Annotated in this window: 24 protein-coding genes; 10 read left to right on the top strand and 14 right to left on the bottom strand. The window is 67.6% G+C overall.

Going from position 1 to position 21,147, the window contains the following annotated elements:
- Nucleotides 1-6: 6 nt before the first annotated feature.
- From MET9862_RS20020 to MET9862_RS20010, 3 genes are all read left to right on the top strand, one after another.
- A complete protein-coding gene (locus MET9862_RS20020) occupies nt 7-1,359 on the top strand; it encodes an exodeoxyribonuclease VII large subunit (protein ID WP_142584637.1) in 1,353 nt (450 codons plus the stop codon).
- Between the two features lie 19 nt (nt 1,360-1,378).
- On the top strand, nt 1,379-1,609 hold the full coding sequence (locus tag MET9862_RS20015; protein ID WP_127993259.1) for a hypothetical protein: 231 nt from the start codon (nt 1,379-1,381) through the stop codon (nt 1,607-1,609).
- Between the two features lie 672 nt (nt 1,610-2,281).
- Entirely contained in the window at nt 2,282-2,734 is a 453-nt protein-coding gene (locus MET9862_RS20010) for a heme utilization protein (protein ID WP_244612811.1), read from the top strand.
- 728 nt (nt 2,735-3,462) lie between these two features.
- Here the strand turns inward: MET9862_RS20010 and MET9862_RS20000 are convergent.
- Complete coding sequence (locus MET9862_RS20000; RefSeq protein ID WP_142584636.1) at nt 3,463-3,693, bottom strand: hypothetical protein; 231 nt, start codon at nt 3,691-3,693, stop codon at nt 3,463-3,465.
- A gap of 725 nt (nt 3,694-4,418) precedes the next feature.
- Here MET9862_RS20000 and MET9862_RS19995 point away from each other — a divergent pair.
- The 4 genes from MET9862_RS19995 (at nt 4,419) to MET9862_RS19980 (ending at nt 8,196) form a co-directional block, all read left to right on the top strand.
- Nucleotides 4,419-5,198, top strand: coding sequence for a SprT-like domain-containing protein (locus MET9862_RS19995; protein WP_142584635.1), 780 nt, complete (start codon nt 4,419-4,421; stop codon nt 5,196-5,198).
- Nucleotides 5,199-5,409: 211 nt separating this feature from the next.
- Nucleotides 5,410-6,522 carry a nucleotidyltransferase family protein gene (locus MET9862_RS19990; RefSeq protein WP_142584634.1) on the top strand — a complete coding sequence of 371 codons (1,113 nt, stop codon included), beginning with the start codon at nt 5,410-5,412 and terminating at the stop codon, nt 6,520-6,522.
- A 253-nt stretch (nt 6,523-6,775) separates the two neighbouring features.
- Nucleotides 6,776-7,873 (top strand): IS5 family transposase, encoded by a 1,098-nt coding sequence (locus tag MET9862_RS19985; RefSeq protein ID WP_142584633.1) that lies wholly within the window; start codon nt 6,776-6,778, stop codon nt 7,871-7,873.
- On the top strand, nt 7,870-8,196 hold the full coding sequence (locus MET9862_RS19980; protein WP_142584632.1) for a hypothetical protein: 327 nt from the start codon (nt 7,870-7,872) through the stop codon (nt 8,194-8,196). The genes MET9862_RS19985 and MET9862_RS19980 overlap by 4 nt, the downstream gene beginning before the upstream one ends.
- A 96-nt stretch (nt 8,197-8,292) precedes the next feature.
- Here MET9862_RS19980 and MET9862_RS19975 read toward each other — a convergent pair whose 3' ends face one another.
- From MET9862_RS19975 to MET9862_RS19960, 4 genes are all read right to left on the bottom strand, one after another.
- Complete coding sequence (locus MET9862_RS19975) at nt 8,293-8,520, bottom strand: hypothetical protein (protein WP_053608724.1); 228 nt, start codon at nt 8,518-8,520, stop codon at nt 8,293-8,295.
- A 322-nt stretch (nt 8,521-8,842) separates the two neighbouring features.
- Nucleotides 8,843-9,646, bottom strand: a complete 804-nt coding sequence (locus tag MET9862_RS19970; RefSeq protein ID WP_142584631.1) for a hypothetical protein — start codon at nt 9,644-9,646, stop codon at nt 8,843-8,845.
- 38 nt (nt 9,647-9,684) lie between these two features.
- Complete coding sequence (locus MET9862_RS19965) at nt 9,685-10,515, bottom strand: nucleotide-binding protein (RefSeq protein WP_142584630.1); 831 nt, start codon at nt 10,513-10,515, stop codon at nt 9,685-9,687.
- 42 nt (nt 10,516-10,557) lie between these two features.
- Nucleotides 10,558-10,995, bottom strand: coding sequence for a hypothetical protein (locus MET9862_RS19960; protein WP_083461140.1), 438 nt, complete (start codon nt 10,993-10,995; stop codon nt 10,558-10,560).
- 281 nt (nt 10,996-11,276) lie between these two features.
- Here MET9862_RS19960 and MET9862_RS19955 point away from each other — a divergent pair, with 281 nt between their 5' ends.
- Both MET9862_RS19955 and mobF read left to right on the top strand, forming a co-directional pair.
- Nucleotides 11,277-11,576 carry a hypothetical protein gene (locus tag MET9862_RS19955; RefSeq protein WP_127993260.1) on the top strand — a complete coding sequence of 100 codons (300 nt, stop codon included), beginning with the start codon at nt 11,277-11,279 and terminating at the stop codon, nt 11,574-11,576.
- 21 nt (nt 11,577-11,597) lie between these two features.
- The gene (gene mobF, locus MET9862_RS19950; RefSeq protein ID WP_127993261.1) at nt 11,598-15,446 is read left to right on the top strand and encodes a MobF family relaxase; all 3,849 of its coding nucleotides are present in this window, start codon (nt 11,598-11,600) and stop codon (nt 15,444-15,446) included.
- A 28-nt stretch (nt 15,447-15,474) separates the two neighbouring features.
- On the opposite strand, the gene MET9862_RS19945 is transcribed toward mobF, so the two are convergent.
- Nucleotides 15,475-15,924: a helix-turn-helix domain-containing protein gene (locus tag MET9862_RS19945; protein ID WP_053611531.1), complete on the bottom strand. Its 450-nt coding sequence runs from the start codon at nt 15,922-15,924 to the stop codon at nt 15,475-15,477.
- Complete coding sequence (locus MET9862_RS30665; protein ID WP_078947420.1) at nt 15,906-16,058, bottom strand: BrnT family toxin; 153 nt, start codon at nt 16,056-16,058, stop codon at nt 15,906-15,908. The genes MET9862_RS19945 and MET9862_RS30665 overlap by 19 nt, the downstream gene beginning before the upstream one ends.
- A 27-nt stretch (nt 16,059-16,085) precedes the next feature.
- Between MET9862_RS30665 and MET9862_RS30500 the strand changes: the two genes are divergently transcribed.
- The gene (locus MET9862_RS30500) at nt 16,086-16,373 is read left to right on the top strand and encodes a recombinase family protein (protein WP_368773574.1); all 288 of its coding nucleotides are present in this window, start codon (nt 16,086-16,088) and stop codon (nt 16,371-16,373) included.
- A gap of 156 nt (nt 16,374-16,529) precedes the next feature.
- On the opposite strand, the gene MET9862_RS19930 is transcribed toward MET9862_RS30500, so the two are convergent.
- The 7 genes from MET9862_RS19930 to MET9862_RS19900 all read right to left on the bottom strand — a co-directional run bounded on the left by MET9862_RS19930 (nt 16,530) and on the right by MET9862_RS19900 (nt 20,948).
- Complete coding sequence (locus MET9862_RS19930; protein WP_078947419.1) at nt 16,530-16,940, bottom strand: flagellar basal body rod protein FlgC; 411 nt, start codon at nt 16,938-16,940, stop codon at nt 16,530-16,532.
- A 139-nt stretch (nt 16,941-17,079) separates the two neighbouring features.
- Nucleotides 17,080-17,796, bottom strand: coding sequence for a flagellar basal body L-ring protein FlgH (flgH, locus tag MET9862_RS19925; RefSeq protein WP_438616636.1), 717 nt, complete (start codon nt 17,794-17,796; stop codon nt 17,080-17,082).
- A gap of 95 nt (nt 17,797-17,891) precedes the next feature.
- Nucleotides 17,892-18,581 carry a flagellar hook assembly protein FlgD gene (locus tag MET9862_RS19920; protein WP_078947417.1) on the bottom strand — a complete coding sequence of 230 codons (690 nt, stop codon included), beginning with the start codon at nt 18,579-18,581 and terminating at the stop codon, nt 17,892-17,894.
- A 119-nt stretch (nt 18,582-18,700) separates the two neighbouring features.
- A complete protein-coding gene (locus MET9862_RS19915; protein WP_078947416.1) occupies nt 18,701-19,294 on the bottom strand; it encodes a DDE-type integrase/transposase/recombinase in 594 nt (197 codons plus the stop codon).
- Nucleotides 19,294-19,644, bottom strand: coding sequence for a transposase (locus MET9862_RS19910; protein ID WP_053611533.1), 351 nt, complete (start codon nt 19,642-19,644; stop codon nt 19,294-19,296). Before MET9862_RS19910 ends, MET9862_RS19915 begins: the two co-directional genes overlap by 1 nt.
- Before the next feature lie 645 nt (nt 19,645-20,289).
- Complete coding sequence (locus tag MET9862_RS19905; protein ID WP_053611529.1) at nt 20,290-20,703, bottom strand: type II toxin-antitoxin system VapC family toxin; 414 nt, start codon at nt 20,701-20,703, stop codon at nt 20,290-20,292.
- Complete coding sequence (locus MET9862_RS19900) at nt 20,700-20,948, bottom strand: type II toxin-antitoxin system Phd/YefM family antitoxin (protein ID WP_053611528.1); 249 nt, start codon at nt 20,946-20,948, stop codon at nt 20,700-20,702. The genes MET9862_RS19905 and MET9862_RS19900 overlap by 4 nt, the downstream gene beginning before the upstream one ends.
- Nucleotides 20,949-21,147 lie beyond the last annotated feature (199 nt).

The raw sequence follows: 21,147 nt of genomic DNA, 5'->3' as shown, positions 1-21,147 counted from the left end.
ACCCCTATGCGTATCCACGAATTCCGCCGCGCCCCGCCGGCCACACTCGAGAGCGGGCCACCACCCGAGCGGTCCCGGTCCGGCCGCGCGCCGCCACCGGACCCGGAAGGGCCGGTCCTCGACCTGCACGAGCTCTGGGCCCGCGCCGGCAGCGCCGTGCGCACCGGGCTGCCGCGGCGGTTTCGCGTCTGCGCCACCGTCACCCGAGTGCTGCCCCGGTGGCACGGCAGCCACGATCTCGAGCTTCGCCCGACGCATGGCTTCCTCGGCAGCAACGCCCCGGTCCTGAACGCCCGCATCGGTGCGGACGCTCGCGACGCGATCGCCGCCGCGCTCGAGCGGCCGTTCGATCCAACGGAGCTCGAACATCGGGACGTCACGCTGACCTGCACGGCCTCCTGGCTGTCGGACGCCCGGCTGCGGCTCAACGTCAGTGCGATCGAGCCGGCGTGGCGGGTGTCCGAGGCCGAACTGGAGCGCGCCCGCATCCTCGATGGTCTGAGGCGGGCGGGTCTGCTCGAGGCGCAGCGCCGGCTGTCGAGCCCGGCCCACCTCGAGCGCGTCAGCGTGCTGCACCCGCCGGGCCAGGGTTGGGACGACGTCGCCGCGACGCTGCAAGCCCTGGCGGCCGCCGGTATCCTGCAGGTCGACGACCTGGAATGCCGGTTCGACGGGCCCGGCGCGGTCCCCGCCCTGATACGACGCCTGGACGAGGCCGCCGCCCTGCACCGGGGCCGCGAGGATCGCGGCCTGGTGCTGCTGGTGCGCGGCGGTGGCAGCCCGGCCGGCGCGCTCGGCGCCCGCGAGGTCGCGGCGGCGATCACCACGCTCACCGTGCCGGTGGTGGCTGCGGTCGGGCACCGCACCGACGCTGCAACCATCGCCGACATCGTCGCCTGGGCGAGCCTGCCGACGCCCTCGGAGGCGCGCCATCTCGTTCTCACCCTGCTGGACGGCTCGGCCGCACGCGCCGAGGCCACCTGGACCGCGCTGCAGGCGGCGTTGGATGAGTTCGAGCGATCCGTGCACCGGTTAGGCATCGCCGGCTGCGAGGCGGTCGCGGACGCGGCCGAGGCCTGTCTCGAAGCGGCGAAGCGGCGGGCGGAGTCGACCGCGCGTGCGATCGAGTGCGGCTTGGAACAGACCCTGATCCTGCTGGCTATCCCGGATCGGGCCGCGCGCGCCGCACCGGACCAGTCGGCCCCTTGGCCGGAGGGCCTCGTCCGGCTCAGCGACGCCGCCGGCGGACCGATCTTCGGCCCGGAGGCCGCGGTTGGGCCACTCACCCTGACGTTCGCGGACGGGCGCAGCCTCACCGTCGCGGTCGTCGCATCCCACGACCCGAGCACCACCCACTGAACCGTACGGAGATCACACCATGACCCCAGAGACCCACCAGCCTGAACTTTCTTTCACCGAGATGCTGGCGCGCCTGGACGAGCTCGCGCGCGGTCTGCGCACGGGCGAGTTGGAGGACCGGCTCAGGCGCTTGCCGGACACCGTGGCCGAGGCCCATCGATTGAAGCGGAGGCTCGTCGATCACGCCGTCGAGATCCGCGAGGCCGTCGCCTGCCTGCGCGGCAACGCCCGGCCGGCCAGCGCCGCCTGAACGGTGGATCCGAGATCCCCGGCCGACACACACAGCTCTCGGCCCTTGCGCGGCTCCCGCCACGGGCCACCATCGCTCGGCATCACTCCGCACGCGTGCGCTCGACGGGCCCGCAATCTGTCGATGCCACGTAGCGTCGGCGGCGTGGGTGGGAACCGGCGCTGCGGTCTGCAGTTTCCCTGAGGCACGCGTTGACATCGTGCTCCGATGTTGAGTCTCGGCGACGGGCTGTCCTCATTCAGGTGGGGCGGCCCGTTCGCCATTCCGGCAGCCTTCGGGTCGCGCGTCCTGCGGACGCTGCGAGAGCCCAGCCCCCGTCGGGCGGCCTCCGACCGCGATGCGCTTCGACCCCGTTGAGCTTAGTCAAAGTCGTGCCGCACGCATGCGTCAGACTGCAAGCTCAGTTGGAACGGGGCAGGCGCTTTTCCGACTCCTCACGCTGCGCCCTGGGCCGCTCCACGCAAGCCGCCGCGCCCGCGAAGTCTCGCGGTGGACTGAACCCACCGCCAATGCCGCCGTCCGGTGATAGGCGGACCGGACCGGGCAGATCCGGCCCTGGCGCGTGGCCACTGGTGCGAACCCCGGGAGGACCGGGACGACGCAGCCGAGAGCCATGACGCACGCAACACCCTTCACGGCCGGGAGCGCGCGCGGATCCGGGAAACCGTGTCGGTGGACGGACCGTTCTGTGAGAGGCCGGTCAAGTTCGGCTGCCGAAATCTCCCGGAGCTGTCTGTGGCGCGTATCCCCACCTCGATCTTCGCGGCCGTCCTCTTGACTGGCGCTCTCCATCCAGCCGGTGCCGCGGCGAGGATGGTGCGCGTGCCGAACCGGTACGACGGATCCTGGACCATCATCGCCATCACGGCTCAAGGGCCCTGCGCGACGCGCACGCGCTACCAAGTCCGGATCAAGGACAGTGACGCCTCGGTCCCGGGCCGAGAGGTCGAGATCGACGGCGGCGTGTCGTCGACCGGATCCGTGCAGGCCACGATTACCAGCGGGGCCAACAGGGTCCCGATCTCCGGCAGCCTGGACGTCAGGGGCAGCGGCAACGGTACGTGGCACACGTCCGGCGGACTGGTCACCTGCACCGGCCGTTGGAGCGCCCAGCGCGCTGGATAGCGGGTTTCGTGTGGATGCGGCTCACCAGCTGTTCGCCGAAGTAAGGGCGCAGCGCCTATATCCCCAGCCGCAGGCGTCACTTTCTACTGAACAAAGGCAGCGCAGCCGGCGTTTGCATTCGAACCCGAACACGGGATAGTTGAGGAAACGCCTATGCGCCTTAAAACTTGCGGCCTCGCGGTCGCTCTCGCGGTCGCTCTGACCGGCACAGCCTACGCTCAGCAGCCGGCCGGCGGAGGCAGCGCTACGGGCAATATGAACAACCCGGGCTCCGTCAAGAGCAACAGCGAGAAGATGAACGAGCGGACGACTGGCTCAGCCACCGGTTCGACCATGGGTACAGCTGGCGCCGCGACAGTGCCCGGTACCGGAACCTCCCACCCAGGCGTCGGTATGGGCACGAGCACGACCGCTCCTGCACGGTAATGTCCGCGGGCGAGCCCGCGACAGGCAGGTGCGGCCCCTGCCTGATTATGGTGTGCGGCTCACCGGGTGTTCTGGCTGCGATCGGTACCGCGGCGGTGCGCGGGGCCCGCATCAGGGCGTTCAGCTGCGTGATCGCCGGCTCACCGGGGCAGCGCTCGGCCCGGTCCACGACGCTCGGCAGTAGCTTCGCCCCGCTCGCGAGCCCTTGCAACGCCCAGCCGAGCGCGAGGCGAGCGCTGCGGATCCGCGGGCCTGTGATCCTCCGTTCCGCTCCCGAAGCCTCCGTCGCCCTCCCGTTGCCCTCAGTCTAGGTCAGCCAGAGCCGAGCGTCCGGCATCGGTGATGCGCGCGTAGCCGGGGCGTCGCGCGTCCATCTCGGCCCAACCCCGCGCCACGAGCGAGGGCAGGAACAGGTCGTCGCCCGCGCGAACCGCCCGGGCCTGGTCGACCTGGTTCACCGCGACGAACCCCGCACCCGGCGTCTGCGCCAAGTACGCGAGCAGGCGGATCTGCGCGGTGTTGGGTCTGCTCACGAGCGTAGCTCACGCACGGCGATGACGGTCGCCCGGAGGGCGGCAGCGCCAGCGCGTCTGCCGGGCCATAGCCGCGCGGCGGGCTCGGGTCGAGCGTCCGTCTCGTCGCGCATCTCGAGCCAAGTCAGGACCCCGCGATCCGGGCGATCGGCTCCAGGTCATCCCGCGCCCGGTACACCCGCGGTGCTGGAACAGGAGAGCGCCCGCGGGTGAGCCCTCTGCGTGGGGCGACGCGGGGCCGGGAAGGCCCGATCCCGATGCGTGGCCACCGGTCCAAACCCCGACACCACCGCGCACAGAGCGCCCGGCCGTCTTGCCGGTGGATAACCTTCGCCGACGAGGGCTCGACGGGCACCGACGGCTTGGACCCTCCTGGCGGTCTGTGGCAGCAGAGAAAGGCCTAGGCGACGAACGCGCTGGGGCTGTGGGCTGCCGCTGTCCTGAGATCGGCAGCTCGAGAAGTTCGTGCTGCTCTGCGGCGTTCATCCTCCGGGTTGGCCTGTGCTGGCGCGGCTGACGGCTCTCCGGGTCGAGCCTCGACCCAGAGAGCCGTCCGACCGGTCCCTTGCCCCCGGCATCCGACAGTCCCGTTCGTGGACATCATGCGGATGAGCCAGTCGATCGGGTCATACCGGTCGCTGAGGGATGCTTTCTTCAGGCGCTGTGAGACCCGGGGCCCTACGTGGCTGGCGTGAACCGGACTCGTCTTTCGACGAGGCGGCGCCGTGTCACAACCTGAAGATGAAAACACTCGTCCCGATCCCACGTTAAATGGCGATCCGTCGCTGGGCGGTGACGGCGTGCGCGGTACGAACGACCGGCCGACGATCCAGAACGAGCCGGCAGTTTTTGTTTCGTACGATCCAACCGACCCGACCGCTCGGACCTATTCCGCGCTGATCGACGCCTACGCGTTCTTCAACGCGCGGCTATTCTCGGGCCAGTTACCACCTTGTCTCCTCACCCTGCAGCGCAGGAAGCAGGCCTACGGCTACTTCTCCGGCCGGCGCTTCACCACCCGCGACGGCACGGCGATTACCGATGAGATCGCGCTCAACCCGAGCCATTTCGCCGAGCGCACCACCGAGGAGATCCTCTCGACGCTCGTGCACGAGATGGTCCACCTGGAGCAGGCGCATTTCGGCATGCCGTCCCGGGGCAGGTACCACAACACGGAGTGGGCGCGGATGATGCGGGCCGTGGGGCTGATCCCGTCCGACACGGGCGAGCCGGGCGGCAAGGAGACGGGTCAGCGCGTCAGCCACTTCATCGAGGAGGGGGGGCGCTTCGCGCGCGCCTGCGCCGACTTGCTCGCTGCGCGGACGAACATGGTGCCCTTCGTCGAGTTGGGGAATGAGACCGATCGTGAGACGCGGGAGAAGAAGGCGGCCAGCAAGACGAAGTACACCTGTCCAGCTTGCAACGCGAATGCCTGGGCAAAGCCGGAAACTCCTCTCATCTGCGGGGTCTGCCGTCAGCCGATGCAAGGCCAGGGTCAGCGATGAGATCAAGAAACTGCGGGAATGGTCGTAACCCTACGCTCGTCGCAACGTCGCGCTTCGGTCTCGGCCGGTGAAGCCGAGCGCGTAGGATCGGCCACGGTCTGCTACCGCGCCCTGTTATAATTTTTTCACAACTAAATTATAACAGGGCGCGTTCCTCGTCTCCGAACGTGCTATAAATCTTTCGCTAAAAGATTATAGCGAGGTGGCGGGGATGAGAGAGATCGACTTGGCGTATCGGACACTCTACGCCGAGCTGTGCCAGCGCAGCCTCGATGGCGCGTTCGAGGCCGACTTCCCGATCGCGGGCCGCTTCGTGACCGTGCCGGTCAATGGACGCGCCTACTGGTACTTCGACTTGCCCGGACCGGACGGCGTCAAGCGCCGCTACGTCGGTCCCAAGCACGACGCGCAGATCACGGACCGCGTCGAGCGCTTCCAAGCGATCAAAGGCGACCTCAAAGCCCGGCGGAAGCTGGTCTCGACCCTCGTCCGGGAAGCGGGATTGCCGGCGCCCGAGCGGTTCTCGGGCGACGTGGTGCGCGCGCTCTCGGAGGCCGGCCTGTTCCGTCTTCGCGGTGTTCTGGTCGGAACCGTCGCCTTCCAGTGCTACCCGGGCATCCTCGGCGCGCGGCTGCCGAACGCCGCCCTGCAGACCGGCGACGCCGACTTCGCGCAGTTCCACTCCGTGTCGGCCGCGGTCGACGACAGCCTGCCGCCGATGCTCGACGTCCTGCGCTCGGTCGACACGACCTTTCGCGATCTCCCGCATCAGGCTGACGGGCGGCGCTCGACCAAATTCCGGAACGCGAAGGGCTACGAGGTCGAGTTCCTGACGCCGAACCGCGGCAGCGCCGACCACGACGGCAAGCCAGCCGGCATGCCCGCGCTGGGCGGGGCCGCGGCCCACCCACTTCGTTTCTTAGACTTCCTGATCCACGAGCCGGTCCGAGCAGTGCTCCTGTACGGCGGTGGGGTCAACGTCGTTGTGCCGGCACCCGAGCGCTTCGCCGTCCACAAACTCATCGTCGCGAGCCGCAGGCGGGACGATCCGCTCGGGCGGCTGAAGCGCGACAAGGACGCCCTCCAGGCTGCCGTTCTCGGGCAGGCCCTGGCCATGACGCGGCGGGCGAGCGACCTCGCCACGGCTTACGCCGAGGCGTGGGGCCGAGGTCCGGCTTGGCGGCAGGCCTTGCGTGAAGGACTGGCGTCAGTCCCGACCAAGGCCCGAACCGGGCTTGTGGCCGGAATCGTCGATGGACTGACGGAGATCGGCGAAGATCCGGAGGGCCTCGGCTTCGACGCGTCCGGTAAACCACGTCCCTAGCCCAATATCCGGGTCAGGTGGGATTAACTACGGCCTCGAGAGGGGAAACCAAGTTCTGACCCAACAACAATACGAAGATAGTGATGCCTACAGCAGTCCTACCCGTGGCCATGCGGTCTTCGCGTCTCCCGGTAGTGTCGCAGGCGGACACACGCACACCGGCGGGCAGCGACTAGCAGGCTGTTGAAGAAGTCCGTGGCGTGGCCGAGCTGGGCGTGATTCACTCTTTCCTGAAAGCGCTTGGGGAAGGCGGATGCGGGGTTCGGATCAGCGTTCGGGGACGTTGTTCTCCTATGTGGATTTGGAGGCTCGGGTCCGGCCCGACCATCCCCTGCGGACGATCCGGCAGCTCACGGACGTGGCGCTCGCAGCGCTGAGCGGGGACTTCTCTGCGCTCTATGCGGCTCGGATGGGTCGCCCGTCGATCCCGCCTGAGATGCTGCTGCGGGCGATGCTCCTGCAGGCGTTCTACTCGATCCGCTCGGAGCGGCAGTTGATGGAGCGGCTGGAGTTCGACCTGTTGTTCCGCTGGTTCGTGGGGCTGGGCGTCGACGATCCGGCCTGGGATCATTCAAGCTTCAGCAAGAACCGGGACCGGCTGCTGGCCGGCGCGATCGCCGCCAAGTTCCTGGTAGCCGTGCTCGCCCAGCCCCGGGTGAAGCGGCTCCTGTCCAGCGACCACTTCAGCGTCGACGGCACGCTGATCGAGGCCTGGGCCTCGATGAAGAGCGTCAAGCCCAAGGACCAAAACGGGGACCAAGCTCCACCACCCGCTGGCGGACGTAACGCCGAGGTCGACTTCAGGGGTCAGAAGCGTTCGAACGAGACGCACGCGAGCACCACCGACCCCGAAGCCAGGCTCTATCGCAAGGGCCCGGGTATGGAGGCCAAGCTCTGCTTCATCGGCCATGCCCTGATGGAGAACCGCTCGGCCCTGATCGTGGACACCTGCCTGACGGCCGCGGACGGCCACGCCGAGCGCATTGCCGCGCTGGCGATGATCGAGCCGAAGGCGGACCGGCCCAAGGCCATCTCAGTGGGCGCTGACAAGGCCTATGACACGGAGGACTTCGTCAACGAGCTGAGGTCGATGAATGTCCGCGCGCACGTGGCCCAGAACACCAACGGCCGCCGCTCGTCCATCGATAGGCGAACCACCCGCCATGCCGGCTATGGCATGAGCCAGAAGATCCGCAAGCGCATCGAGGAGGGCTTTGGCTGGATCAAGACGGTGGGTGGCCAGCGGAAAACCCGCTTCAGAGGCCGCGACAGGGTCGGGTGGGCCTTCGCCTTCACCGCGGCGGCCTACAACCTCGTTCGCCTGCCCAAGCTGCTCGGAGCTCTGGCGTGAGCGTCCTGGGCAAGTGGCGGATCGTCGAGCTGCCGGGCTATGCGGACGACTACGCCGACATGGTCGAGCCGGCCTACATCCTCTTCGAGGCCACCGGCGGCGAGTTCGCCTTCGGATGCGTCACCGGGGCCTTCGCCGGTGGTGGTGACCACGCTGCCGTCGAGTTCGACTGGAACGGGAACGACGAGATGGACGAGGCCCGCGGCTCCGGTTGGGCCGAGATCAAGGCCGACGGCTCGCTTCGGGGCGAAATCGGCTTCCACGCCGGCGACGACATACCCTTCACCGCTCGCCGCTGGCCGAGTTCTTCAACAGCCTGCTAGTTCCTCACACGTCGCCTATAATGCTCGGGCCGGGAGACCGTGTGAGAGGCGGTGCTGTGGGAAACGGGGCACCGTTTATTGCCGGCTCACGGTCTGTTATTGCAGGCAGCCCGATCCGGCGTTGGCACGGATCCAGTTTGGCGCGAGGATGTCGCCGGCGTCCGTGATGATCCAGGGCGCGGCGTTCTCGGCGTCGATCGCCTCGGCCGCGGCGGCCAGGGCCGCGCGCAGCGTCGGGAACCGGCACGTCGCGGCGACGTGAGCCGGCGTGTCGCCGGGCCACAGGGTGAGGTCGGCGGGCTTGTCGAGGTCGGCGAGCGTCATCGGTGCGCTCCGGTCGAGGGCAGGGACGGCGCTATGCCCGAGGTGCCGCGCCCCAGGTAGATGCCGACGTGCCTGATCCGAGGGGCGGCCATGCACACGTGCGCCTTGTCGAACGCGGCGCCTGGATCCGCGCGAAGGGAGCCGACCAAGCCTTCGACGGGTCCGCTCAGGTCAATCTGTTCCCGGCTCGATCACGACAGCGCGATCACGGCCGGCCCCGGTTGGCGGTTCTTCATCGGACAAACAATGCAGCGCACCACCGGCCTGGCGAAGCGAAACGATCCCGACTCGCAGCGGAGGCCGTTTGGCCGTGCGTCTCGGCTCACTTCAGCAGCCAGGCAACGGGCTGCCACGTGACGACGGCCCGCAGCACGCGGCGACCCGCGAGTGCAGCAAACCCGGCTGCGATGATCAGCCAGGCTGGTCCCCAGTCCGTCAGCCAGTCCCGCAAGGCGAAGTACGATGCGTCCCAGAAGCCCCCGACCGGCGGCATGGTGCCCTCGATCCAGAGCGGGAACTCGCAGTACTGCCGCTTCTGCGCCGGATCGGTCTTGTGCTGCAGCGGTCCGCAGAACTTGTTCATCTGCTCGCGCATGTCCGGATTGGCGGCGATCAGCTTGAGCCACTCGGACCCGTCCGCGCGCGTGGCCAGTGTCGACCACTGCGCGGCTACGCTCGTGGCCTCGGCCCGTCCGATCCTGTAACCGACGCCGCCGCATACGATGCCGCTGGCCAGAACGATCCCGGCCGCCCAAAGGCCGACCTCGCGCGCGCCGGTGCGCTCCATCCTCCTGAAATGCTCGCTCGCGCTCGCCGCGACTGCCGCGCCGGTCGTCTCCGCGAGCGTGGCGTGGGCCGCCTCGACCCGGGCGCTGGCGGCCTGGGCCACCGGGCCGACGGCGCGCCTCGCCGCCTGCTCGACCCGTTCGGGGACCGCATCGATCGCCTCCGGGATGGTCCGGGCCGCCTTCTCCAGCAGCCCCGTGACCGCGAGGTAGACCCAGAGGGGATCGTCGGGATTGACCCCGAGGTCCATCATCCGCCGCCACGTCTGGTCGCGGAGCGCCGGGTCGAGGCCGAACACCTCGGCTGCCCGGTCGAAATTGAGCTTGGCGTCGGGACGCATCGCGGGGCGGGGTCAAGATCTACGGGCTGGACCTCGCCTCAGAGGCCGAGGAGGGAACGCAGCGGCTCGAAGGCGGCCGCGGACTCGCGCCGGTATCGTGCGACGTGCGAGCGCTCGACGATGGTCAGGCGTGACGCGGAGGCGGCTGTCGAGAACGGCAGGTCGTCGGCGTCGACCTTGGCGAACGTGCCGGCCGGCAGGGCGGGAAGGCTGATCTCGAGGCCGCCGAGTTCCTCGAGCAGACGTTTGCGGACCTTGCCGCCCCGTTCCTGACCGTCGCCGTCGGTGTAGCCGTGCCAGAAGGGGAAATCGGACTCGGCCTTGCCCCAGCGGGTGTTGCGGACGGCGACATGATCGGCGCGGTCGCCGACCAGCTCGATCCAGCGGGCGACCGATTGGGTCGCGGCGACCTCCGACGAGATCAGGTGCAGGACGGTGAGCCGGTAACCATTCTCGTCGACGGCAGTCAGCAGGTCGTCGAGCCCCTCACCCATGTCGGTGATGCGCGTCAGGTCGGCCAAGCTGCCGCCGGCGAGATCGTGGACGATCAGGGGCTCCTGCGTTCCGAGGCAGTTGAGCAGAGTGTGGCTCTGGGCGGCGTCGCGGATGTTGTAGTAGCCGACGCCGACGGCCGGATCCTGCTGGTCCCGAACTTCGCCCGCATCATCCCGGGTCCCGAGAACCCGGACGAGACCGCCGACGCTGCCGTCGGCGTCGTAAGCCGCCACGCGCGTGCCGCCCTCGCGCAGGTACTCCACGAGGGTGCGGGCGGTCACGCTCTTGCCGACGCCGCCCTTCTCCGAGGTGACCAGGACGGCCCGCTTCTGCTGTGGGGCGGTGTCCTTGCGCGCCTGTTGTGCCCTTGCCATGCTGCCCTTCCGATCCGGTGTCCAGGCCTGCCTTCCGCGGCCTTAGAGATCCTTGTTGCTCATCCTGTGCCCGAGGGCGGGCGAGGCGGGAGACTGTCCGCGCACCGGCACCTGATCGCGCGCGGCGGTGGAGCGTGGCTGCAGACCGGGCCGGTGTTCCGCTGGCGCCCGCGAGGGCTTGGCGGGTGCCTTCGCCTTGGCCTTGCCGCGCCGTCGCACGGGCTTATGGCCGGCGAGCTCGCGCGTGGCAGTCTGGACGTACTGCCGCAGCGTGGCGACGCTGAGCTTGACGCCCATCCGGGCGAGGAGCTCACGGATCTCGGCATCGGTCTTACACTTGGCCTTGAGTTCCTTGATTTCCGGGAGCACGGCCTTGACCGCCTCGTAGGCGGTGGGCTTGCGGCTTGGGGCGTGCTTGATCTCCTCGCGCAGGAAGGCGCGGAGCTCGCTGTAGGGATCGGGTTCGACGGTCTCACCCATCTCCATCACTCCTCGCGCCTCGCGCGATCCTCGCAGTCCGCTCTGTCTGGCCTCTCACCGAGCCTGACTGGATCTGCGAACCGCTCGAACCCACCATCCCGGAAGATCGGCATGATACCACGGCCGAGCTTACGGCCACGATAGCGGCGGGCGGCCTGTGGATAACCCAGGCCCTACGACCCAAAATCCAGACACATCACGCACCGATGGTGCTGTTTGACGGCCGAGCTTCCTGCTAAGCTGTTGCTAGATCGTACATCTTGACTGTCAGGAGCTCGCCCATGGCCCGCCGTCCCGTCCGTATGTCCGTGGACGAGGCGCTCTGGGATGCTGTGGCGGCGGCAGCCCGGGCGCGCGGGATCGAGCCGTACCTGTTCGTCGAGGAGGCGCTCACCGCGGCGCTCGGCCCATCCGAGACTGTGGCGCGGCTGGTCGAGCTCGCGGATGCGGCGGCGTCGAGCGCCCGCGAGGCCTGGGTCAGTGCGGCCGAGATGCGCGACCAGATCCAGGTGATCAGCGACTTCATCGTCGACCTGTACCGGGCGGAGGCCCGAGCGAGCGACGATGCAAGCCAAGCCTAGGCGCGAGCGGGTGCTCAGGCGATGATGACCTGCACACGGATCACGAGCGTCGAGTACTACGAGTCGATGGCACGCCAGATCCGGCGTGAGGCCGGGTTGAGCGCGCCCGACAGCCCGCTCGACGACACGGCGGCGGCGTACGCGCACAAGGCGGCGACAGCGGTCGCGGTGGAGGGCAGCGCGGCGTACGAGGCGGCCTACGCGGAGGCGTTGGACCGGGCGCTGGCGACGCTGCGCCGGGGCCACACGGAAGGCCGCGACCAGGTCGCGTACTACACGGACAACGGCGCGGGCGAGGCCAACGGCTTGTGGTGGACGCGCGGGTCCGGATCTGACCCGAGCGGTCCCGCCGCTCCCTTCCGATCCTGCCCGGACGGGGCCGAGGTCGACGGGCGGGTGCTGCGCGACCTCGCGGCTGGACGCGACCCGCAAAGCCACAAACCCCTGGTCCGCGCCTCGGCCAACGGCCGGCGCAGCGTCGGCTACGATCTGCAGTTTGCTGCCCCCAAGAGCGTGAGCGTGCTGGCCGCCTTCGCCGGCGCGGAGGAGCGCGCGCGGATCCTGGCGGTGCACGACCGCGCGGTGCGCCGGGCGCTCGATTACGCGCACGCGGCCGGGCTGATCGTGACCCGGACCGGGGCGCAGGGCCGGGAGCGGGCGCCGGCCGGCGGGGTGAGCGCGGCGGTGTACCGGCACTTCACCTCGCGCGCCCAGGATCCCCACCTTCACAGCCACGCCATCCTGCTGAACCTGTGCGTGCGGGCCGACGGCTCGACCGGAGGCCTCGACAACCGCGAGATCCTGCTGAACGCCGGCGGGATCGCGGCCCTGTACCGGAGCGAGCTGGCCGACGGTCTCAGGGCGGCGCTCGCTTGCGAAGCGGTCCGGAGCGGGCGCAACTTCGAGGTCGCCGGGGTGGCCGAGCCGGTGCTGGAGCTGTTCTCCAAGCGGCGCGCGGCGATCGAGCGGGCGGCGCAGGAGCAGGGGTTCGACACGGCCGAGGATCGGGTCGCGGCCCAGGCCGCCGCCTTCGACACGCGCGCGGGCAAGGACCGGGAGACGCCGCTGGCGAGCCTGGAAGCCGAGTGGGACCGGCAACTGGCCCAGGCCGGCTGGACGCGCGCGGCGCTGTTCGAGGGCGTGCGGATCGCGGCGGCCGGGATCCGCGATACGCGGGCGGGCGCGCCCGGCGAGCGGCTGCAGCGCCTGGCGGAGGCTGGCCTCGCCGCGACCCTTGAGATGCAGGCGGTGCTGGCGGAGCGCGAGCTGCTGCGCCTGACCGCCGAGGCACTGCAATGCGAGGCCGGTGCGGACGCCGTCCTGGAGCAGGTGGAGCGCCTGCGCCAGGACGGCAGGGTGGTGGAGGTCGGGCGCTCGGCCGAGGGCCGGCCCGTCTACGCGACGCCCGCGATGATCGCTGCCGAGCAGGGTATGCTACGCGTGGCCTACGCCCGGCAGGACGAGCGGGCGTTCGTTCCGGCCGAGGTGGTGGCGCGGGTCTTGGCGGAGCGGCCGAGCCTGCGCCCGGAGCAGCGGGAGGCGGTGCGGCACGCGCTCAATCGCGACGGGGTGAGCGTGGTCGAAGGCAGCGCCGGCTCGGGCAAGTCGTACGCGATGGCCAGCGTCGCCGAGGCGGTGCGGGCCTGCGGCGGCGAGGTTTGGGCGATCGCGCCGAGCTGGAAGGCCGTGGACGTGATCCGCAATGATACGGCCACCGCCGAGGCGATGGCGCGGGCGGTGACCGGGTTCCTCAACCAGGTCCACAAGGGCGAGATCGCGCTGGGACCGCAGACGGTGGTGATCGCCGACGAGGCCGGGATGATCGGCACGCGCGATCTCGCCGCCCTGGTCGAGGCGACGGGTGCTGCCGGAGCCAAGCTGGTCTTGAGCGGCGACACGCGCCAGCTCGTCCCGGTGCCGGCGGGCGCACCGATGCGGCTGCTGGTCAGGGCGCTGGGCGCGAGCCGGATGGACGAGATCCAGCGGCAGCGCGGGCGCAGCGAGGCGGAGGGGGCCTGGATGCGGGCGGCCAGCATCGACTTCGCCGCGGGCCGGACCGCGAGCGCGTTGGAGGCCTACGATCGCGGCGGCGCGATCACCTGGGGGGCGAACCGCGAGGCCACGATCCAGGCGCTGGTCGACGCCTACGTAGACAGCCGCCTCGATCTCGAAGGGGCGGAGCGGACGCGGGCCGTGCTGACAGGCTGGAACAAGGACGTGCGCGAGCTCAACGCGCGGATCCGCGCCCGGCTCAAGCGTGAGGGGCTGCTGCCGGAGGGGGAAGACGTGGAGATTGTCGCGATCCCGCGCGGCGGTGGCCGGGCCGAGGCGTTGGCCCTGACGGTCGGGGACGAGGTGATATTCGGCGAGAGCGTGAAGATCGGCGACCAGGCGATCCGCAACGCCGACCTGGCGCGGGTCGAGGCGATCTCAGGCGATCCGGCCGATCCGGTGCTGACGCTGTGGTTAGCCAAGAATGGAGCGCGGCTGAGCGCCCTGTCGAGCGCGCTGATCGGGTCCCGAAAACCGGGCGAGCCACGGGTGCCTCGGCTTCAGCACAGCTACGCCATGACCACGCACGCGGCGCAAGGCGTGACGGTGGACGAGGCGTACGTCGCCGACCTGCGCGGCGCGGGCGCGGAGGCGACGTACGTGGCGATGACGCGACACCGGCGCACGGTGCGGCTCTACGTCGACGCGGCACGGATCCGGGACCAGCTGGAGGCGGCGCGCTCCGGGGTTCGACCGGAGGAGCGCGGCCTGCCGGGCGGTCGGGAAGCTGCGCACCCCAAGATCGCGTCCATCGGCCAGAGCGAGATCCGGCAGGCCTTCTTGTCGGCCGCCGCACGCAGCGGCGGCAAGGCGAACGTCGCCGACTTCGCCGGAGCCGACCTGCGCACCTGGTGCGATGCGCCGGCCCAGGTGCGCGCTATCCCCCTGCGGCGCGACGGCAGGATGGGACTGGAGCGCGCGGGGTCTTGGAAGGAGACGATCTCCGGGATCGCCCCGGCCTCTGTGGGCACACCGTCACCGGCTGCCCAGGTACTGCGACAGCGCATGGAGGAGCGCCTGCATGCCCCCGCAACGTACCCAGTCCCGCGGCCGAGCCGAGCCGGTTACGCGATCCCGTTCACCTCGGACGCTCCGGGTCAGAAGGGGCGGATCAGCCGGCTCGCCGCGATCCTGTGGCAGGGCCTGAGGCGAGAGATCCGAACCGCCGCGACCGCGATACGGGGTCTGCTGCCGCTGCCCCTGGACCAGCTTCGCGCCGATGTCCTAACCGATCCTCGAGGCCGGATGGTGTTCGCTCACCGGGATCAGAGCGGCCGCCTCTTGGGGATCGAGCAGGCCGATGGGACCGGTGAGGGGGTGGAGAAGGGGCAGCAGGGTACGACGGGTTTGGTCGAGCTGGGGGATCGACGCTCACCGAAGCGGATCTACGTGGCTCGAACGAAGGCCGAGGCTCTGAGCCTGTATCAGCAGGACGGGCAGCCGGACCGTGCCCTGATCTGTGGCCTGGGCGGCGATGGTCCGGAGACCGGCAGCGCCCTCGCCCACGTCGTCGGTCGGCATCTGGATGCGGCCGTGCATCTCGCAATCGACGCCCGAGCGGACGAGGGGGAGGCGGAGGCTTTCGAAGCGTGGGTCCTCGCGGCCTTACGCCAAGTGCACACGCCCGAGGCTCGCGTGACAATTCACCGTTCCGTACCCCTGGAGCCGTCACCTAACGAAAGTCACGTCGTAATAGCCGACCCGGTCTCGGAGGTGAGAGGGCGTAAGCGGCCACGTGGCGAGCGAACCGGACAGGATCGCGGAATGGCGCGGCAGGTCCCCTTCGCACGCGCAACCCGTGAGACCTACGAACGATAAGTCACCGGTATTCGCACTCCATTTGCATTCAAGCAAACCGTCGCGCGCGACGCCGCTGCACCAAAAGTGCGGAAGAGCCCGGAATCCCCGGCCGGCTTCGTCGGAATACGCAACGCCGCCCCTCCAGTGGGCTGGAGGTCGGTTTTCCGAGCATTGCGACGGCGTGTGCCGGGTCAGCCGCCACGAGCGCCAGCAGCGTGCGTGCGGCTGGATCGGGCGGCGTGCGCCCTTGCTCCCAGTTTCTCACCGTCCCGGTCAGTACGCGCAGGAAGGCGGCGAACGCCTCCTGGGTCATGTCCAGCGAGCGGCGCAGATCCGCCGGTGCGGGCACCAGGATGTAGCCATTCGTAGAAGCGTCCGGATCCTCACCGTCCTCGCGCGCCTGCCGCTGGATCTCCTCTTCCGTCGTCGCTTCGAGGCGCTCCCGATCCAGGTCGGGAGCCGCAGCCAGGATGCTCTCTAGGGATCGCTTGACCATTTTCGGCGCTCCTTCCGATGGGCCCGACGGGCCGAGATGATCCAGCGAACCGATGCACCATTCCTGTCGAGGCGGTCGGTGAACACGACGACGTAGAGCGATCCGTCGATCCCACCGAGCGCCCGCAAGCGCATCTCCCCCTAGTCCCGGCGGTCGTCCACCTGCTCCAGCACAGGACCGAGTTCGAGCGCGAGCTGATTTCCGAGCGCACGAAGGCCGGGCTGGCCGCGGCACGGGCGCGGGGCCGCAAGGGCGGCCGCCCCTTCAAAATGACACCCGCCAAGCTGCGTCTGGCTCAGGCCGCGATGGGTAAACCCGAAACCTGTGTCAACGACTTCTGCGTCGAACTCGGCATTATCCGCCAGACCCTCTACAGGTTCGTCGGGCCGCGCGGGGAGATCCGCAGCGATGGCGAAAAGCTCCTCGCCTACAGACGCATGCGAAACTAGCCCACGTCGTCGCCAGGAACCCGCCAGAACCCTACCGTATATCGATGCCCCTTTAATGTTCAGGGGCAATAACACCAGCATCACATGCTTTTGCGCTACGACGATCCCGCGGCTTCATGCTAGGCCTAATCACGAGCTACAACAAGTAATAATTTATTACTTCAGAAGATCGATGGTGGCCTGGGTTACTGCATCTATCTTGGACGAAGCACTATAACTCAATTCATAGGAACGCGTCGCGGCCTGGAAATTCGAAAACTCGACCATCGTATCGACATTCGGCAGCATGACGAAACCGTTTTCACTCGCAGCGACATTCGAAGGATCATACCGGGTTCGAAATGGGGTCGTATCCTTCACGATATGGCCGACCGGATCGTCATCGCTGTCTGGAACGATCGGGCTGAACACAGCAATCTTGCGGCTGTATGGTACACCTCCTGGATTATTGGCGGTCGCATTCGCGTTCGCTATATTCTCGGATATCGTACGAATTTGACCTTGCTGGATCTTACGTCCGGCTGCTAAAATATCTGAGGCGGATTTGAGCGAATTAACTTCCGGCATCGCATCATTTCCATTCTCGAATGATTATCAGTAATGTCCTTTGGTTCGGAGTGCCTGCTCCCGCGTCAGGTGCAGGGCCTCCTGCCGGTACATCGCTCGAACGCGCCCGGATTCATCCGCCCAACCGCGAGCCTGCGCTTCAGAACGGCAGCAAGATATCGACGATCTGCTGGCCGTAACGCGGCTGCTGCACGTCGGTGATCTGGCCGCGCCCGCCATAAGCGATCCGGGCCTGGGCGATCTTGGTCGAGTCGATGGTGTTGTCCGAGTCGATGTCCTCCGGCCGGACCACGCCGGCGACGATCAGTTCACGGACCTCGAAGTTGACCCGGATCTCCTGCTTGCCCTCGACCACGAGGTTGCCGTTGGGCAGCACCTGAGTGACCACGGCGGCGACGTTCGTCGTAACGGTCTCGGCCCGCTGGACCGAGCCGGTGCCGTCGTTGGCGGTCGCCGATTTCGCGCTCAGGAGGGCGGAGCCACCGACGCCGTACGCCTTGCCGACCGCGTTGTTCTCCAGTCCCAGCGCGTTCGGTAGGCCGAAGCTCTCGCTGTCAGCGCGTGAGCGTTTGGTCTCATTGGCGAGATTGGCCTTGTCGGTGACGTTGACCTTCACTGTCAAGAGATCACCCAGCCGGGCTGCGCGTTGGTTCTTGAAGAAGGCGTGGGATCCCGTGCGCCAAAGCGAGTTCGGCGCGTAGGAGACCGGTTGTACGTCGGGCATCGGCATGCGCACCGGCTTGTAGCCGGACTGGGTGGTGGGGTCCTCAATCGCCGACAAGGCCGGGGTTGCGCCGACCTGGGAGAGGCGGTCCGCGGTGTTGCAGGCGCCGAGCACGCCGGCGATCAGCGCCACGGCGACATGTCGTTCAAGGCGTGTCCTGAGGTCCCCGTGCAGCCCGCAGGAAAACTCGAATACTTCTACTGCAGATCCGTTCGAGGCCATCGCGCCTACAAGCCCGACACCTGTTTGATCGCCGATGTCGTGACGCGATTTTTTCCGACCATGAGTGCTGGAGCGCTACCGGCGAGATCGATGCCATCGACTTTGCCGCTCACCGCCGTATCCACGATGACCTTCTGGCCTGATGCGTCAACGGCATCGACTTTGATGGTGTAGAGCCCAGCAGGAGCCTTCAGGCCCGATGATGTACGCCCGTCCCAGGAAAAACTTTGGGTTCCGGCGCTAAGAGGCTGCGTTTGGATGCCGACGACGGTGTTCTTGCTATCGCTGATCGTGATCGTAGCTTTGCTTGTGGCTCGAGGCGCGGAAAGACTCCAGGTTGCGCCGGAGCTTCCGAGTTCCGACGTTATCCCATCGGTGGTGATTGATTTGCCGATATAGCTTGAAAGGGAGGCGGCCTCGGAATTCCTCGCGCTGCTCGCGATCGAGTCCAGCCGGTCGTTGGATTTCAGCTGCTGCTCGACCTGAGCGAACTGTACCAATTGTTGAGTGAACTGATTTGTATCCATGGGCGAGAGCGGATTTTGGTTCTTCAACTGCGTGGTCAGCAGCGTGAGGAACTGAGTAAAATTGCCGGCTATCTGCTGATTGCCTGTAGTGCTGCTTGCTGCTGTGTTACTTGCGATAGCTGTATTTGAGGGCTTGTCGGACGGGCTGATTTTCAAGGGGACATTCATTATGTAGTGCGCCTTCTTACAATGGTTTCGCCTATTGGCCATTTCTATTGGTGGTTATGCATGCACTCGGATTGATCGCGATTTTCTAACATATCAAGTTATTTTATTGCCAAATATTTCTATCGATATGCGGATAGTAGCTTATGGTTAATAATTTCTTTCAGGTCATTCCAATGCAGGAAAGATTTGGAAATCGTATAGTTTCGGCTGGTCGTCCCAGTCACACCGACGAGATAGATCGGTAGCGGTCGAGTAGCTCGGTCATTCGGCTTCGCCCTCACAGTTGTAGGGGTTGCCGCGTCCGCCCATCGAACCGACGATCCCGTGCTTGACCAACACCTTCCGATACGCCTCGCCAGCGTATTGGGTTGACTGCCGCGGTCCGTGTGGTGGGTCAGTCCCGGTGCCGGCCGACGCCGCTCGATCGCCGCGCGCAGGGCCGCGACGGTCAGGCGGGCATCGATGGAACGGCTGAGCGCGTAGCCGACCACCCGCCGCGACCAGGCATCCAGGATGATCGCGACGTAGACGAAGCCGCCCATCACCGCGACGTCGTGATTCACCCGCCATCCTTGTTGGCGCAGGGCCGCTTGGACGCGGCGCCAGCCGTACGCTTCGAACGCGTCGCAGATCGCCGCCATCGCCTCGACGAGGGCGGTGTCGTCGGCAGCCCGCCTCGGAGCGTCGTAGTAGGTGGAGCGCGCCAGACCCATCAGCCGACGTCCCTCAGCGACGGAGAGGCTGTCGGGCCGGTGATCACGGACGTAGGCCCGCTTCTCGGCGGCCGTCCCTGACGCAGAGCCCCTTTTAAAAACTCAAGCTCAAGCGCTTGCCGGCCGACGAGCCGTTCGAGCGCGGCGATGCGCGCCTCGTAGGCTTGGATCGTGCCGGCGGCGGCCGCGTCGTCGTCGAACGCGCCGGTCTCGTACTTCTGCACCCAGACCCGCACGAGGTTGCGCGAGAGATCGTGGCGCTTGGCCAGGCCGTGCAGCGTCTCGCCGGATAGGTACTCCTGCGCGACCTGACGCTTGAACGCGACGCTGTGGGAACGGTGTCGTGCCATGGTCTTCATCCTTCGAAGACCTGGCCATCCGGTCAATCAGCCCTGCCCAATCCGCCCAACCCAAGGGGCCCACTCCAAAAAAGGGTCTGATCTTCAAAGCGATTTGACACACATGAGCTGCACGCGATCTGGAGACCGCTCGAGACCGAGGCATGGGCACGCGCGAAGAAGAAATGTGAGGAGGTCGAAGCGACGACCCAGGTGAAACAGGCGACCCCTCCACGCTCAGGCTCCCCCGAACCGGAAACGACATCGCCGCCGCTACGAACGCGACCGGTCAAGCGCGACGGCCATGGCCGGTAAATTCAAGCTCGGCAGAACGGGTCAAGGCCGAGGAACAGCACGATGATCTCTCCTGGAGCGAAATGCCGCGCGAAGGAGTGCGTCTGATCGAGGAACGCGGGTGCACTTGTTGGCCCTCGGCGCTGCGATCGTGCAAGGCCTTGAAGACGCTGACCGGGTCCCCCCGGCCGCTCGGGTCCGAAGTCGAGTGGTGAATGAGTTAAGGCAAGCTCGACGATAGCAGGACACGATTGCCGTCTTCACCGACGATGTCGAAGCCGACTACAAGCGTATCGGTGACTACATTGCAAGGGGCAATCATCGGAGAGTGGTGAGCTTCATCAGATTTGGATGTTGCAAGCGTCAGATCGACAGCGACACGCCACACGCCGAGGCGGCAGAACGTAGTTCCATGTCGCGAGAAGCGAGCGGCAGGCCAAGCCGAACCGCGAGCTCGAGATAGCTGGCATCGTACACCGTCAAGCGATGCACCTGCGCGAGTGCCAGCGTATCCGTCCAGGCGCGCGCTACAGCTTGTCCGTCGATGTGGATCTGCAACTCGCCCAGGAGCACCAAAGCCTGTTGGCGTTCCGCCGGCATGATGCGACCGCGTCGCTCGGCCATCAGCAGCACGTTCGCGACCTCGAACGGCCAGAGCGCGGGCGCGACTGCGCCGGCCGCGGCCACCGTATCGAGCAGTGCGTCCGTCGCAGCGTCACTCTCGCCGGGCAGCACCCACGACAGGGCCGCCGAGCAGTCGAGGACGCAGTGGCTCACCGCCGGCCTTCGTCGCGGTAGCCCTTCAGGTCAGTCCAGGCAAACCGCTCGCCGCGCCCCGCGATCCCCTCTCGCAAAACGCGCAGTTTCTCGACCGCCATATGCGGACGATCGGGTATGGAAGTGGGCACGAGGCGGGCCACGGCCTTGCCGCGGCGCGTGATGACGATCTCGTGCCCCCGCTCGACCTGATCGAGGAGAGCGCTGAGACGGTTCTTGGCATCGAAGACGCTGACCGGATCCATACCAATTCCTAGCTAGGATCCGTTAGCTAGGCAAGTTAGCGATGTGGGCCTCGGGATCGGCCGCGTTCAGTGAACAAGCTGTCGGCCTGTGTCTTAAGGGGCACCAGGCTGTGAGCCATCGACATCTGGCCATTCGGGTGCTCACGAAGCCGGTCGGCATCAGAACTCCGCGCCGATCCACACCCGATCTCGGCAGAGT

Origin of the sequence: Methylobacterium symbioticum (genome assembly GCF_902141845.1) — a bacterium.
Classification (GTDB): Bacteria; Pseudomonadota; Alphaproteobacteria; order Rhizobiales; family Beijerinckiaceae; genus Methylobacterium; species Methylobacterium symbioticum.
This window is presented reverse-complemented; position numbering and strand designations above follow the sequence as displayed.